Source organism: Micromonospora sp. SH-82 (assembly GCF_051132485.1).
Classification (GTDB): domain Bacteria; phylum Actinomycetota; class Actinomycetes; order Mycobacteriales; family Micromonosporaceae; genus Micromonospora.
On sequence record NZ_CP148049.1, the window covers coordinates 5,453,033 to 5,468,576 of the forward strand.

Annotated in this window: 10 protein-coding genes and 2 pseudogenes; 5 read left to right on the forward strand and 7 right to left on the reverse strand. The window is 71.4% G+C overall.

All coding sequences use genetic code 11. The features are described from left to right. Positions 1 to 106 precede the first annotated feature (106 nt). From WHN02_RS23890 to rsgA, 3 genes are all read right to left on the reverse strand, one after another. Entirely contained in the window at positions 107 to 565 is a 459-nt protein-coding gene (locus WHN02_RS23890; protein WP_434740928.1) for a Rieske (2Fe-2S) protein, read from the reverse strand. Positions 566 to 861: 296 nt separating this feature from the next. After that, complete coding sequence (gene uvrA / locus WHN02_RS23895; protein WP_434740929.1) at positions 862 to 3,813, reverse strand: excinuclease ABC subunit UvrA; 2,952 nt, start codon at positions 3,811 to 3,813, stop codon at positions 862 to 864. A gap of 188 nt (positions 3,814 to 4,001) precedes the next feature. After that, positions 4,002 to 5,078 (reverse strand): ribosome small subunit-dependent GTPase A, encoded by a 1,077-nt coding sequence (gene rsgA / locus WHN02_RS23900; RefSeq protein WP_434740930.1) that lies wholly within the window; start codon positions 5,076 to 5,078, stop codon positions 4,002 to 4,004. 145 nt (positions 5,079 to 5,223) lie between these two features. On the opposite strand from rsgA, the gene WHN02_RS23905 reads away from it, so the two are divergent. Both WHN02_RS23905 and WHN02_RS23910 read left to right on the forward strand, forming a co-directional pair. Then, positions 5,224 to 5,940 carry a maleylpyruvate isomerase family mycothiol-dependent enzyme gene (locus WHN02_RS23905; protein ID WP_434740931.1) on the forward strand — a complete coding sequence of 239 codons (717 nt, stop codon included), beginning with the start codon at positions 5,224 to 5,226 and terminating at the stop codon, positions 5,938 to 5,940. A 7-nt stretch (positions 5,941 to 5,947) separates the two neighbouring features. After that, positions 5,948 to 6,601: an MBL fold metallo-hydrolase gene (locus WHN02_RS23910; RefSeq protein ID WP_434740932.1), complete on the forward strand. Its 654-nt coding sequence runs from the start codon at positions 5,948 to 5,950 to the stop codon at positions 6,599 to 6,601. A 320-nt stretch (positions 6,602 to 6,921) separates the two neighbouring features. Here the strand turns inward: WHN02_RS23910 and WHN02_RS23915 are convergent. Beyond that, positions 6,922 to 7,515, reverse strand: a pseudogene (locus WHN02_RS23915) (DedA family protein); the annotation flags it as partial. Between the two features lie 249 nt (positions 7,516 to 7,764). Here WHN02_RS23915 and WHN02_RS23920 point away from each other — a divergent pair. Next, entirely contained in the window at positions 7,765 to 7,968 is a 204-nt protein-coding gene (locus WHN02_RS23920) for a cold-shock protein (RefSeq protein ID WP_132270859.1), read from the forward strand. A gap of 84 nt (positions 7,969 to 8,052) precedes the next feature. Here WHN02_RS23920 and WHN02_RS23925 read toward each other — a convergent pair whose 3' ends face one another. Both WHN02_RS23925 and WHN02_RS23930 read right to left on the reverse strand, forming a co-directional pair. After that, complete coding sequence (locus WHN02_RS23925) at positions 8,053 to 8,826, reverse strand: hypothetical protein (RefSeq protein ID WP_434740933.1); 774 nt, start codon at positions 8,824 to 8,826, stop codon at positions 8,053 to 8,055. 401 nt (positions 8,827 to 9,227) lie between these two features. Further along, positions 9,228 to 9,743, reverse strand: a complete 516-nt coding sequence (locus WHN02_RS23930; RefSeq protein ID WP_434744045.1) for a MarR family winged helix-turn-helix transcriptional regulator — start codon at positions 9,741 to 9,743, stop codon at positions 9,228 to 9,230. A gap of 146 nt (positions 9,744 to 9,889) precedes the next feature. Between WHN02_RS23930 and WHN02_RS23935 the strand changes: the two are divergent. After that, a pseudogene (locus WHN02_RS23935) lies at positions 9,890 to 11,998 on the forward strand (MMPL family transporter); the annotation flags it as partial. 65 nt (positions 11,999 to 12,063) lie between these two features. Here the strand turns inward: WHN02_RS23935 and WHN02_RS23940 are convergent. After that, on the reverse strand, positions 12,064 to 13,524 hold the full coding sequence (locus tag WHN02_RS23940; protein ID WP_434744046.1) for a DedA family protein: 1,461 nt from the start codon (positions 13,522 to 13,524) through the stop codon (positions 12,064 to 12,066). A gap of 144 nt (positions 13,525 to 13,668) precedes the next feature. Between WHN02_RS23940 and typA the strand changes: the two genes are divergently transcribed. Beyond that, positions 13,669 to 15,537: a translational GTPase TypA gene (typA, locus tag WHN02_RS23945; RefSeq protein WP_434740934.1), complete on the forward strand. Its 1,869-nt coding sequence runs from the start codon at positions 13,669 to 13,671 to the stop codon at positions 15,535 to 15,537. The last annotated feature ends 7 nt before the right edge of the window (positions 15,538 to 15,544 follow it).

Here is a 15,544-nt window from a genome sequence, read left to right on the forward strand (position 1 = left end):
CCCAGGTCCACCGACCGGCGACGGCCGGCCCGCAGGTAGCGGGCCGGCCGTCGGCGTCCTCCGCCGTCCCGGGCCGGCCGCGGGCCGGGCGGGCGCAGTGCCCACGTCAGGCCAGGGAGATGTCCTCGCCGGAGACCCGCAGCTCCTTCTCGGCCAACCCGGCGGTCGCCGGGCCGGACTCCACCGAGCCGTCGGTGATGGAGAACCTGCTGTTGTGGCAGGTGCAGTTGATGCTGCCGCCGTCGACGTTCGACACCGGGCAACCCTGGTGGGTGCAGATCGGGTCGAAGCCCTTGAACTCCCCCTCGGTGGGCTGGGTGATCACCACACCCTGCTGGGCGAGGATCCGGCCTCCGCCGACCGGGATGTCCCCGGTCTTGGCGATGGACGGCGCACCACCCTCGGTGCCCCCGCCGTTCTCGCCGTCGCCCTCGGGCGAGTTGGCGATGGGGCGGTCACTGCCGCACGCGGTCAACACCACGGTCGCCCCGACCGCCCCGGCCCCGGCGAGAAGCGCCCGTCGGCTCTGCCCCGCCGGACCGGCGATCACCTGGTCGTCGTTCATGTACTGCCCCTCTCTGGTCACCGTCGCCTGCGGTCCCTACCCCCGTACACGCAGCACCACTCCCGACCAGTTCACCCCAATCCCCTGTGAACTACCTGTATCCCACCCCACCCCCGACCACCCCACCCCACCCCACCCTCCCCACGTCTCCCCCGGCCCTCCTCCCGGCTTCCCACCCGGCTTCCCTCCGGTGATCAAGGGGTTTGCGTCATGCCGGAGATCGAACCTGACGCAAACCCCTTGATCACCGGTCGATCCGGGGCGGGGGGGAGGGGGCAGGGTGGGGTGGGGGTGGGTCAGGGGGTGGGGGTTTTGGGTTTGCGGGTTCGGGGGCGGGTCTGGGTGGGGGTGTGGTTGGCCTTGGCGGCCCGGGTGGTGGCCGCCTTCGCGCCGGCAGGCTCGCCGTCGAGGCCGAGGACCTGCCGCAGGAACAGACCGGTGTGGCTCTCGGCCACCTCGGCGACCTCCTCCGGGGTGCCGGTGGCCAGGACCGTACCGCCCCGGTGACCGCCCTCCGGACCCATGTCGATCAACCAGTCGGCGGTCTTGATCACGTCGAGGTTGTGCTCGATGGTGATCACCGTGTTGCCCTTGTCGACAAGGCCCTCCAGGACCATCAGCAGCTTGCGGATGTCCTCGAAGTGCAGGCCCGTGGTCGGCTCGTCGAGCACGTAGACGGTCCGGCCGGTGGAGCGCTTCTGCAACTCGGAGGCGAGCTTGACCCGCTGCGCCTCACCCCCGGAGAGGGTGGGGGCGGGCTGCCCGAGCCGGACGTACCCCAGACCCACGTCGACGAGGGTCTTCAGGTGCCTGTGGATCGCCGGGATGGCGGAGAAGAACTCGGCCGCCTCCTCGATCGGCAGGTCCAACACGTCCGCGACGGTCTTGCCCTTGTAGTGGACCTCCAGGGTCTCCCGGTTGTACCGGGCGCCCTTGCACACCTCGCAGGGCACGTACACGTCGGGCAGGAAGTTCATCTCGATCTTCAGGGTGCCGTCACCGGAGCACGCCTCGCACCGTCCGCCCTTGACGTTGAACGAGAACCGGCCGGGGCCGTACCCCCGGACCTTCGCCTCGACCGTCTCGGCGAAGAGCTTGCGGACGTGGTCCCACACCCCGGTGTACGTCGCCGGGTTCGAGCGCGGGGTACGCCCGATCGGCGACTGGTCGACCCCGACGACCTTGTCCACGTGTTCCAGGCCGGTGATCCGGGTGTGCCGCCCCGGCACCAGCCGGGCACCGTTGATCTGGTTGGCGAGGACCGCGTACAGGATGTCGTTGACCAGCGTCGACTTGCCCGACCCGCTGACCCCGGTGACGGCGATGAGCTGCCCGAGCGGGAACGGCACCGTCAGGTTGCGCAGGTTGTGCTCCCGGGCCGCGTGCACCACCAGCTCCCGGCCCGGGGTCTGCGGACGCCGGACCGCCGGAGTCGGGATGGACCTGCGCCCCGACAGGTACGCCCCGGTGGCCGACTCCGGGTTCTCCAGCAGCTCCGCCACCGACCCGGAGTGCACGATCCGCCCCCCGTGCTCACCCGCGCCGGGGCCGATGTCGACGATCCAGTCGGCGGTACGGATGGTGTCCTCGTCGTGTTCCACGACGATCAGGGTGTTGCCCAGCCCCCGCAGCCGGACCAGGGTCTCGATCAGCCGGTGGTTGTCCCGCTGGTGCAGCCCGATCGACGGCTCGTCGAGCACGTAGAGGACGCCGACCAGGCCGGATCCGATCTGGGTGGCCAACCGGATCCGCTGCGCCTCACCACCGGACAGGGTGCCGGCGGGACGGTCCAGGGAGAGGTAGTCCAGCCCCACGTCGAGCAGGAACCGCAGCCGGGCGTTGATCTCCTTGAGGACCCGCTCGGCGATCAGCTTCTGCCTGTCGGTCAGCTCGATGCCGGCGAGCAGGTCGGCGCACTCCCCCACCGACAGGTTGCAGACCTCGGCGATGCTCCGCCCGGCCAGGGTGACGGCGAGCACCTCCGGCTTGAGGCGGGCACCCCCACAGGCCGCACACGGCACGTCGCGCATGTAGCCCTCGTACTTGTCACGGGACCAGTCCGACTCGGTGTCGGAGTGCCGACGCTCGATCCACTGCACCACGCCCTCGAACCCGGTGTAGTACGAGCGCTCCCGGCCGTACTTGTTGCGGTAGCGCACGTGCACCTGGTCGCCGGAACCGTGCAGGATCGTCTTCTGCGCCCGGGACGGCAACGCCCGCCAGGGGGTGTCGAGGTCGAAGTGCTCGCTCTCGCCGAGCGCCTCCAACAACCGCAGGAAGTACTCCAGGCTGTGCCCGCTGGACCAGGGCTGGATCGCGCCCCCGCGCAGGGTCCGCTCCGGGTCCGGGATGATCAGCTCCGGGTCGACCTCCTTCTTGGTGCCCAGACCGGTGCACTCCGGGCAGGCCCCGTACGGGGCGTTGAAGGAGAAGACCCGGGGTTCCAGGTCCTCGATCGCCAGCGGGTGGTCGTTGGGGCAGGCCAGGTGCTCGGAGTAGCGCCGCTCCCGCCCCGGGTCGTCCTCGTCGAGGTCGACGAAGTCCAGCAGGACCAACCCGTCGGAAAGCCCGAGGGCGGCCTCGACCGAGTCGGTGAGCCGCTGCTTGGCACCGGGTTTGACGGTGAGCCGGTCGATCACCACCTCGATGGTGTGTTTCTCCTGCTTCTTGAGCTTCGGCGGCTCGGTCAGCTGGTGGACCACCCCGTCGACCCGGGCCCGGGCGTACCCCTTGCCCTGGAGTTCGGCGAACAGGTCGACGTACTCGCCCTTGCGGCCCCGCACCACCGGTGCGAGGACCATGAACCGGGTGCCCTCGGTCATCGCCAGGACCCGGTCGACGATCTGCTGCGGGCTCTGCCGGGAGATCAGCTCACCGCAGACCGGGCAGTGCGGCACCCCGACCCGGGCGAAGAGCAACCGCAGGTAGTCGTAGACCTCGGTGATGGTGCCGACCGTCGAACGCGGGTTACGCGAGGTCGACTTCTGGTCGATCGACACCGCCGGGCTGAGCCCCTCGATGAAGTCGACGTCGGGCTTGTCCATCTGACCGAGGAACTGCCGGGCGTACGACGACAGCGACTCCACGTAGCGCCGCTGGCCCTCGGCGAAGATCGTGTCGAACGCCAGGCTCGACTTGCCGGAGCCGGAGAGCCCGGTGAACACGATCAGGGCGTCGCGGGGCAGGTCGAGACTGACGTCACGCAGGTTGTGCTCGCGTGCGCCACGGATGATCAGTCGGTCGACCACGTTTCGTGTACTCCCGGGTGCATGAGGATAAAAGGGATCTGTCCGCTTCGACCGCTCCTGCGGATCAGGAGGGCATTTCGAGCGGTTGTGTGGGGGCGCGAAAAGCGCCCCCGCAACTCTAGCCCCGGGGTACGACACTTCCCCGTACCCAGACGTTCCCCCAGCTCAGAACGGTCGGGTGAGGGCGCCTACAGGCCACCCGGAGACGGGGGCTCGGGTCGCGCCGGGCGACGCCGTCCCGTACGCCACCCGCCCCGACGCTCACCCGCCAACCGGCTCTGGCGGCGTCGTGACTCGTACGCCACCTCCCGCTGCAACGCCCGCCAGCTCTCCCACCGCCGTACCGGCAGGTCCCCGGTGTCCAGGGCCGACCGGACCGCGCACCCGGGCTCGACGGTGTGCGCGCAGTCGGCGTACCGGCACCCCTCGGCGATCTCGGCGATGTCGGCGAACGCCCGGTCCAGCCCGGCCGCCCCGTCGAGCAGGCCGACCGCCCGGACCCCCGGGGTGTCCACCACCGCCCCACCGCCGGGCACCACGACCAGCGACCGCCAGGTGGTGGTGTGCCGCCCCTTGCCGTCCACCCGGCGGATCTCCTGGGTCCGCAGCACCGGCGCCCCCGCCAGGGCGTTGACCAGGCTCGACTTGCCCGCCCCGGAGGGACCGAGCAGCCCCAGGGTCCGCCCGGGGGTCACCTCGGCGCGCAGCGCGTCGAGGCCGGTTCCGCCCTGGACGCTGACCGGCAGCACCGGCGCCCCGGCGGCGACGGCCTCCAGTTGCCGGGCCACCGCCACCGGGTCGGCGGCCAGGTCGGACTTGGTGAGCACCACCAGCGGTCGGGCCCCGGACTCGTACGCCACCGCCAACAGCCGCTCGATGCGCCCCAGATCCGGCGACGGGTGCACCGGCTCGACCACGGCGACGGCGTCGAGGTTGGCCGCCAGCACCTGACCGGTGGCCTGCCGACCGGCGGTCCGGCGGACCAGGGCGGTCCGGCGCGGCAACACCGCCTCGACGGTGACGCGTCGGTCCGGCCAGGTGCCCAGCAGCACCCAGTCCCCCGCGCAGGGCAACCGGGTCAGGTCCCGGGCGGCGGCGGCGAGCAGCCCGCCCCCGAGAGTGGCCCGGACCGGCCCGTCGGCGGCCAGCACGGTGCACACGCCCCGGTCCACCCGGGCCACCCGGGCCGGACGGTGGTCGGCCCGACGGCCCAGCGCCGCCGCGCGCTCGGCGTCCCAGCCGAGCATGGTCAGGTCGATGGTCATGGTCACCTCGTCGCCACCGGGACACCGTGCTCTGCGGTGCCCGTCGGTGGCGACGGTAAGGGGTGCACCGACGCACCGAAAAGCGATTTCCGGCGAGCCGGGGTTTCACAGCGACGGGGACGCCGGGGACCGTTACTGTCGGACCGTGACCACGGACCCGCTCCGGTTGACCAGGGACGTGGACGAGGCGACCGCGCGGCTGCTCGACACCGCGGCCGCCTTCGACGCCGACGACGTCGCGGCCCCGTCGCTGCTGCCCGGATGGACCCGCGGCCACGTCCTGGCCCACCTGGCCCGCAACGCCGACGGCTTCGTCAACCTCCTCACCGCCGCCCGCACCGGCGAGACGATCCCGATGTACGCCGGCACCGCCGCCCGCACCCACGACATCGAGTCGGGGGCCGCCCGCCCGCCCGCCGAGCACCTGACCGACCTGCGACGGTGCTCCGAGCGGTTCGCCGAGGCGGTGGCCGCGATGCCGCCGCAGGCCTGGGCGGCCGACGTGCAGACCCGCCGGGGTCCCTGGCCCGCCGCACTGCTGGTCTGGGGGCGGCTGCGGGAGATCGAGGTCCACCACGTCGACCTGACCGCCGGGTACCACCCGGACGCCTGGTCGGTGGCCTTCGCCCGGCGGCTCCTGCACGAGGTGGCCACCGGGCTGACCACCCGTACCGACGCGCCGGCCATGGTCCTGCGCTTCGACGGCGGCGCGCACGAGACGACCGTCGGTGACCGCGCCGACGCCCCGCACGTGCAGGGTCCGGCCCACGAACTCGCCGCCTGGCTGATCGGGCGCAGCCGAGGCGACCTGCTCACCGTCGTTCCCGACGGCCCGCTTCCCACCCCTCCGGAATGGATCTGACCCGCACATGACCGACAACGAAGACGCCCCGACCGGCGGCGAGCCGGTCGTCATCGACCTCGACCACCTCACCGTCACGAAGGTGTCGGTGGGGCCGATGGACAACAACGCGTACCTGCTGCGGTGCCGGGCCACCGGCGAGCAGTTGCTGATCGACGCGGCCAACGAGGCATCCCGGCTCCTGGCCCTGATCGGCGACGCCGGCCTGGCCACCGTGGTCACCACCCACCGGCACATGGACCACTGGGTCGCCCTGGAGGAGGTGGTGGCCAAGACCGGGGCCCGGCCGCTGGTGCACGCCGCCGACGCCGACGGGCTGCCGATCCCGGCCGAACCGCTGGCCGAGGGGGACACCGTCCGGGTCGGCGAGTGCGAGCTGGAGGTCATCCACCTGGTGGGTCACACCCCCGGGTCGGTCGCGCTGCTCTACCGCGACCCCGGGGGCGTACCCCGCCTCTTCACCGGGGACAGCCTCTTCCCGGGCGGTGTGGGCAACACGGACCGGGACCCGGAGCGGTTCGGTTCGCTCATCGACGACGTGGAGCGCAAGCTCTTCGACAGCCTCCCGGACGAGACCTGCTTCCACCCGGGCCACGGCCACGACAGCACCCTCGGCCACGAACGTCCGGCGCTTCCGCAGTGGCGGGCCCGGGGTTGGTGACCGCAGGGACGGCCCCGTCCTGACCTGGCGACGATCCCGGAGCCGGTCGCCCCACGGCGGCCGGTCGCCGGGGTGGCCACGCGCCGCGGGTCCCCGGGCGCAGCGCAACGCCCCTCCGCCGCGGCGGAGTCCGCCGGTGAGCAGTCGGCCGCCTCCCGAACCGCCGGACTCCCGGTGGCCGATTCGGTCGCCGATTCGGTGGCCGTGACCGGGGCGACGCCGGACACGCTCGGGGCGACGCCGCACACGCTCGGGGCGACGCCGCACACGCTCGGGGCGACGGTCGACGAGGTCACGGCGGTCGGGGCGGAGACCGCCGACAACAGCCGGCGTCGGGTCGCGGCCAGGAGCGTGCCCGCCAGCAGCATCCCGACGGCCATGGTGACGAGCGTGGGGGCGGGTCCCCCGGGGAACAGACCGGTCACCCACCGGGCCGCGCTGCCGAGCAGCACGTAGAGACCGGCCCAGAGGCCCGCCCCGAGGGCCGAGCATCCGACAAACCGCCAGTACGACATCCGGAGTCCTCCGGCGGCCAGCGGGACCAACGTGTTGAACACCGGCAGGAACGGCGTGACCAGCACCATCCGTCCGCCACCACGGCGGACGAACATCTCGGCAGCGGCCCAGCGGTTCTCGCCGATCCAGCCGCCGAACCGGCCGTGGCGCAGCCGCTTGCCGTACCGGCGGCCGGCGGCGAAGGTCAGCGACCATCCGCACACGCAACCGATCACCACCGAGCCGACGGTCGCCGGCGCGATGCCCGGTCGTCCCAGTCCGATGGCGGCCAGGACCGCCACGTCTCCGGGCACCAGCACCCCGAGCAGCGGGACGGCGTCCAGGACCATCACCAGCCCGAGCGCCACCATCACCAGTGCGGTGGGCAGTTCACCCAGCTGGGCCGACCAGTCCGTCATGACCCGTAGGCTATGGTGCCGAGCAACCAAGGTCATCGGGCATGTTCCCCTCATCACCCTGATTTCCGCCCCGTAGGCCTCACCGGCGAGGCGCCTCGGCGGGTGCGGCGACGGATTCGGCGGTTTCCTCGGCGCGGCCTGCGGCACTTCGGGCGGCGAAACGGGGTCCGGCCCGTTACTGTCGGGGGTGAAACAGGGCGATCATCGACCGATGGCCGGTGGTCAGCCGCAGGAAACAGGGAGAGATGCATGGCAACCGGCACGGTCAAGTGGTTCAACTCGGAAAAGGGCTTCGGCTTCATCGAGCAGGACGGCGGGGGCCCGGACGTCTTCGTGCACTACTCGGCGATCGCGAGCAGCGGTTACCGTGAGCTGCACGAGGCGCAGAAGGTCGAGTTCGACGTGACCCAGGGGCAGAAGGGCCCGCAGGCCGACAACGTACGCCCGCTGTAACCCGCGTGCCGGTGGCGGCGGTCCGGGATCCGGCCGCCGCCACGGCCGCTCAGTTGCAACGGCTCACGGATTTCCTCCCCGCCGCTATCCCTGCTGGCGGGTGATCTCCTCGGCGATCTGCCGAGGCAGTTGGTTGACCTGGGTGGTCAGCGCGTCCAGTCGCTGCATGGTGTAGTCGAGCTTCGCCACCAGGCTGTTGCCGGCCTCGGCCGGGCCGGTGCCGTCGGGGTCGACCTTGCGGCCCATGCTCGTCCCGCCGTAGAACATCCCCAGGTACACGTTGTGGATCTCGGTCTCGGCCTGTTCGCTCATGGTGTCCTCCTCCTGGATGAGTCCGATGGTGGTCAGGTAACGGCGGAACAGCGGACGCTGGTCCCGGCCCGCCTTGGTCGAGTCACGAAAGAAACTGAAGTGGGTGTGCCACAGGTGTGAGTTGTCCCCGCTGGACCGACGACCGAGACGATCCCACCGCCGCACCACCCGCCCGTCCGGCGAATAGATGATCTCCCGAATGTCGCGACTGTCCGCCGTCCCGGCCACACACTGCGCCACACACCACACCGAGAACGACCGCAGACTGTGCGTCGCCCCACCCGAGCGCACCGAGAACCACCCCACGTCCAACGCCGACGCGTCCAGGGTCAACCCGTTACGATCCCGCGGCGACTCCACCACCGAGTAGTCGTTGGTCACCACCCGATCCGCACCACAGTGATAACCACCCCGATGCGACGCGTCCCCCACGATCCCGACCTCCGCCGGTTCCAGATCGTCGTCCCGCACCACATCCGGATCCGTGTTCAGATACCGCAGCAGCAGGCTGCGCACAGCCAACAACTGCGCCGGTGCCCGTGTCATCCCACACCCCCTCTGGCGACACCGCCGGCCGGACGGCGACCCTTTGCGAACGCCGGACACCCCCACCACGAACCACCCGACCGAACCAGGGACATCGACGCCGGCGATACCCCGAAACTACTCATGGTCACCGACAAGCGACGAAGCGATATGTCCGAATTCGTGGTGGACGCCCCGTGCGAGGACTACTCACGTCACCTTGGCCATCCATCCTGACCAGGGAAGATCCCGTTCCGTACGGATGATCAGGAGGGGTCGACCGACCGACGACCAGGGCGCGGCACACCCCACTGACTCGGCCGTGATTCACTCACCGTAGCCGCCCGTCGGGCAGCCCCCGCCGAACGGTCCCCGCCGGACAGCCGCGTGGACCGGCCGCTCGGGTCGGGATCCCGGGCGGGTCAGCCCGGTGCCCGCCGGGCCGACTCCGACGGGGTGGCCCGGATGGCATCGTGGTGCTCCCGCATCGACCCGACCATCGCCGTCAGGAACCGGTGCACCACCTCCAGCTCGGCGTCGGTGAAGGCGTCCATCACCTTGTCGGTGCGCTGCCCGAGGGGCCGGAAGAACTCCATCGCCAGGGCGGCCCCCCGGTCGGCGTACCGCAGGAGGATCTTGCGCCGGTCGACGGTGTCGCGGTCGCGGTGGACGTGACCGCCGCGCTCCAGGCGGTCGACCAACGCGGTCACCGACCCGGAGGAGAGGTTGAGGTGCTCGCCCAGCCGACCCGGGGTGATCGGGTCGCCGGCCAGTTCGGCGTCCATCACCGCGATGAGGGCCTGCAGGTCGGTGGCGTTGAGCCCGTGCAGGTTGGCGAAGGCGTGCCCGATGTGCTGCGCGTCGACGCTGTATCGGCGCAGGTCAGCCGCGATCTCGGCGACCAGGTGTCCTCGTCGGGTGTCCCGTGGGCGGTACATGCCCTTCGCTGCCACGTGCTGTCGCCTCCCTCTCGACCCCGAAGTTGCAGCATAACTCAGCTGGCGATAATCTCGCTTATCAAGATATTCGGAGACCGGGACATCTCCCGGCCGTTCCTTCCCTACGACAGACCGTGAGGCATCGGATGTCTGTGTTCAGCCGCGTCGGTCGCGGCCAACTCGCCGCCTGGCTCACCGTGGCCGCGGCCCTCGTCTTCGGTGCCCTCGTCTTCGGGCTGCCCCAACCCGACAACCCGGCACCCGTGTCGTCGACAGGCCTGTCCCCGCAGTGGCAGTCGACCCAGGTCGAACGGCTCCAGGAACAGCTACCCGCCAGCGAGGTCCAGCCCGCCATCGTCGTGGTCAGCCGCGAGGACCAGAGCGCCCTCACCGAAGCCGACCAGGCGGCCGTCACCGAAGGGACCTCCGCACTGGGCCGGTTCGCCGTCGGCGGACAGGTCAGCCCGGCGCAGATCTCCCCCGACGGCACCGTCGCCCTGGTCGCCGTACCGATGTCCACCGCCGGCAGCCAGGACGAGATCTCCACCGCCGTCAAGGACCTCCGGGCCGAGCTGACCGGACTGCCCGACGCCCTCACCGTCGAGGTCACCGGACCACCGGCGTTCACCACCGACCTCGCCAACGTCTTCGCCGGCGCGGACACCACCCTGCTCGCCTTCACCGCCGCCGTGGTCGCCGTACTCCTGCTGGTCACCTACCGCAGCCCGTTCCTGTGGATCGTGCCGCTGGCCGTCGTCGCCGCCACCGAACAACTCACCCTGCGCGCCATCGACACCCTCGTCCCGGCAGTCGGCATCCACCTCGCCGGCGGCGCCGTCACCGGCATCGCCAGCGTCCTCGTCTTCGGTGCCACCACCAACTACGCGCTGCTGCTCATCGCCCGCTACCGGGAGGAACTCCGCCGCGAACCCGACCGGTTCGCCGCCATGCGCGCCGCCCGCCGCCGCACCGCCGAGCCGATCATCGCCAGCGGCACCACAGTCGTCCTCGGCGTCCTCACCCTCCTGCTCAGCGAACAGGAGACCAACCGGGCCCTCGCCGTGGCCTGCGCCGTCGGCGTCATCCTGGCGATGGCCGCCGCCCTGCTGGTCCTCCCCGCCGCCCTGGTCATCTTCGGGCGCGGCCTGTTCTGGCCGTTCGTACCCCGGGTCGGCAGCGCCGCCCGGGAGGGCAAGATCTGGGGCCGCCTCGGCGCGGCAGTCGTCCGTCGCCCCGTACCGGTCGCCCTGCTGGCCACCCTGCTGCTCGCCGCCCTCAGCCTCGGTGGACTCGGCATCCGCAGCGGACTCTCCGAGACCGAACAGTTCCGGGTCGAACCCGAAGCGGTCGCCGGGGCACAGACCCTCGCCCGCTCCTTCCCCGCCGGCACCACCCAGCCCGTCTCCGTCCTCACCACCCCCGGCGCCGTCGGATCCGTGACCGAGGCCGCCACCGCTGTCGACGGGGTCGCCTCCGCCCGCCCCGGCCCGTCCGCCGACGGGATCGCACAGGTGGACGTGGTCCTGGAAAGCGAACCCGGCACCGCCGCCTCCGACCGGGCCGTCGAGAGGCTACGCGACGCCGTCGCCGCCGTACCCGACTCCGCACCGCCCACCCTCGACGACGTCGACCCGTTCGACGGTGCCGTCGTCGGCGGTTCCGTGGCCGCCGACTACGACTCCGACCAGGCCAACGCCCAGGACCTCAAGCTGATCCTGCCGATCATCCTGATCCTGGTCGCCACGGTGCTGGTGCTGCTCCTGCGCGGCCTGATCGCCCCGCTGCTGCTGGTCCTCACCGTCATCGCGTCCTTCTTCGCCAGCGTCGGCGCCGGATGGCTCGTCTTCGACCACGTGCTCGACTTCCCCGCCCTCGACACCGGGGTGCTCCTGCTGGCCTTCGTCTTCCTGGTCGCACTCGGGGTGGACTACAACATCTTCCTCGTCACCCGCGCCCGGGAGGACGCCCGGACCCTCGGCACCCGGGAGGGGATGCTCTCCGCCCTCCGGGTCACCGGAGGTGTCATCACCAGCGCCGGCATCCTGCTCGCGGCGGTCTTCGCCCTGCTCGGTGTGCTGCCACTGCTCACCCTGACCCAGGTCGGGATCATCGTCTGCATCGGCGTCCTGCTCGACACCCTGCTGGTCCGTACGGTCCTGGTGCCGGCGTTGACCTTCCTGCTCGGCGACCGGTTCTGGTGGCCGGGACGGATCCGCCGCAAGGAGGTGGACCCGGCCGACACCACCGCCACCCCGGACTCCGGTGCCACCGACGACCCCACCCGGGGACCGGTCGTCACCGACGCCGGCCCCACCCCACGTCACCGCACCCCCTCGACCCCGTCCACCCCCGCGACCCGACCGTCGACTCCGGCGACCCGGCCCGGGGGGCCCTCGTCCGGACCGCCGGAGACGGCCCCACCCGGCACTGTGGCGTCCGGCGGGACCCCGGGGACCACCCGGGCCCGGGTCGCCCACGCCACCATGAACATCGCCGGCCACGCCGCCCCGAGCAGGATCGCCGTCACCATCGCGCTGACCGACCCCGACCCCAGGTACAGCCGGGCCACCCCGATCCCCACCACACCGACCACCGCCCCGGTCCACACCGCCACCGCCACCGGCCACCGGACCTCCCGCACCGCCAACCAGGCCAGCGTGCACAGCCCGGCCGTGACCACCGCCTGCTCGGACGCGAACACCGGACCGTCCTGGTCCGGACCGGTCAGCCGGGCCACCACCGCCAACATCACCAACGGTACGAACGCCCCGGCCGTACCGAGCACGCCGAGCAGGTCACCCCGCCACGACCGGCTCCGCCACGTCGACACCGCTGCCACCACAGCCACCACCACGATCAGCACCGAACCCCGTGCCACCGACACCACAGTCGAGGCGACCTCCACCGCGTGCGGAGTACGCCGATCGGCGAACCACCCGGCGATCGCCCCGTCCACCCCACCCAGCCCGCTGTACCGGACCACCGTGTCGAACAACCACGTCACCACGAACCCGGCAGCGAACAGCAGGGCCGACCCGGCCACCAGGTTCACCACCACCGTCCAGGCCGGCCCCACCCGCATCGACACCAGGAAGAACAACACCCCGTACCGGTTACGAAGCCACCGTACGGGCGGCAACCCCGCCGCCCGGGCCAGCAGGGCGCGGACCGGGTCCGGGTTACGACCCAACCACCGGCCGACCAGCACGATCGCCACCAGGCAGCCCAGCAGGACCAACAACGCCCCGGTCGCCTGACCCAACAACCGGGACACCGTCGCGTACGACTCCCCGGCCAGGTACCCGACCAACACCGAGGCGGAGACCCAGGTCACCGCCCCGACGACGTTCCACGGCAGGAACCGCCGGTACGGCATCCCGGCCGCCCCGGCCAACCGGGGCGCGAGCGTACGGGCGAACGCCAACCACCGGGCCGCCATCACCCCCCGCCCACCGAGGCGCCCCAACAGCGAGTCGGCCCGCTCCCACCGGGCCGCCCCCACCCGCGCCCCGAACCCGCCGGCCCGCAGCCGTGGCCCGTACCGGTGACCCGAGCGGAACGCCAACGAGTCCCCCACCACCGCTGCGAGAATCATCACCACCAGCGTCGGCCCCAACCGCAGGGTGCCGGTGTAGGTGAGGAAACCCACCAGCAGCAGCGTCGCCTCGGCCGGCAACACCAGTCCGAAGATCACCGCGGTCTCCGCCGTCACCAGCGCCGCGGCCAACAGCCAGATCAGCGGGGCGGGCAGGTCCAGCAGGAGGTTCACCAGATCGTGCACGACGATTCCCGCATCACGCGCCTCAGCATGACAGCAGGTGACGACCCGCCGACAGCGGTTGCGGCGAGATCGGGGACGTACCGGGGGTGACCCTGGGCGACCCCCGGCGCATTCACGGATCCGAGCAGGCGGGAGGATGGCCTCATGCAGCTTCGCACCGACCTCCGTAACGTCGCCATCATCGCTCACGTCGACCACGGCAAGACCACCCTGGTCGACGCCATGTTGCGGCAGGCCGGCGCCTACGGCGCCCGGGGCGAGGTGACCGAGCGGGTGATGGACTCGATGGACCTCGAACGGGAGAAGGGCATCACCATCCTGGCCAAGAACACCGGCGTGCGCTACGTGCCGGCGGATGGCTCGGAGCCGGTCACCATCAACATCATCGACACCCCCGGCCACGCCGACTTCGGCGGCGAGGTCGAGCGCGGCCTGACCATGGTCGACGGGGTGGTGCTCCTGGTCGACGCCAGCGAGGGCCCCCTCCCGCAGACCCGCTTCGTGCTCCGCAAGGCGCTGCGCGCCCGGATGCCGATCATCCTCGTGATCAACAAGGTGGACCGCCCCGACGCCCGGATCAAGGAGGTCGTCGACGACACCTACGAGCTCTTCCTCGACCTCGACGCCGACGAGGAGCAGATCGACTTCCCGATCGTCTACGCCTGCGCCCGCGACGGCATCGCCTCGCTGACCCAGCCCGCCGACGGGTCCGTACCCGACGACAGCAACTCCCTGGAGCCGCTGTTCCGGACCCTCCTGGGCACCATCCCCGCCCCCGCCTACGAGGAGGAGGCCCCCCTCCAGGCGCACGTGACCAACCTCGACGCCTCCCCGTTCCTCGGCCGGCTCGCCCTGTGTCGGGTCCGGCAGGGCAACATCCGCAAGGGTCAGACCGTCGCCTGGTGCCGCACCGACGGCAGCACCCAGCGGGTCCGCATCTCCGAACTGCTGATGACCGAGGGCCTGGAGCGCAAGCCCGCCGAGTCGGCCGGCCCCGGCGACATCATCGCCGTCGCCGGAATCCCCGAGATCATGATCGGGGAGACCCTCGCCGACGCCGAGAACCCCGTGCCGCTGCCCCTGATCACCGTCGACGAGCCGGCGATCTCGATGACCATCGGCACCAACACCTCGCCGCTCGTCGGCCGGGTCAAGGGGGCCAAGGTCACCGCCCGGATGGTCAAGGACCGCCTCGACAAGGAACTCATCGGCAACGTCTCCCTGCGGGTCCTGCCCACCGAGCGCCCCGACGCCTGGGAGGTGCAGGGGCGTGGTGAACTCGCCCTGGCCATCCTGGTCGAGCAGATGCGCCGCGAGTCCTTCGAACTGACCGTCGGCAAGCCGCAGGTCGTCACCCGCGAGATCGACGGCAAGACCTGCGAGCCCGTCGAGCGACTCACCATCGACGCCCCCGACGACTACCTGGGCGCCATCACCCAACTCCTCGCCACCCGCAAGGGCCGGATGGAGCAGCTGGTCAACCACGGCACCGGCTGGATCCGGATGGAGTGGCTGGTGCCGGCGCGCGGTCTGATCGGCTTCCGCACCGAGTTCCTCACCGAGACCCGGGGCACCGGCATCCTGCACCACGTCTTCGAGTCCTACGAGCCGTGGTTCGGCGAGCTGCGTACCCGCAACAACGGCTCGCTCGTCGCCGACCGGGCCGGTGCGGTCACCGCCTTCGCCATGACCAACCTCCAGGAGCGCGGTCAGCTCTTCATCGAACCCGGCACCGAGGTGTACGAGGGCATGATCGTCGGGGAGAACTCCCGCTCCGACGACATGGACGTCAACATCACCAAGGAGAAGAAGCTCACCAACATGCGCTCCTCCACCGCCGACGAGACCGAGAAGCTGATCCCGCCGCGCAAGCTCTCCCTGGAGCAGGCGCTGGAGTTCTGCCGCGAGGACGAGTGCGTCGAGGTCACCCCGGCTGCGGTCCGGATCCGCAAGGTGGTGCTCGACCAGACCCAGCGGGCCCGCGCCACCGCCCGCCGCAAGCACACCAACTGAGGTACGC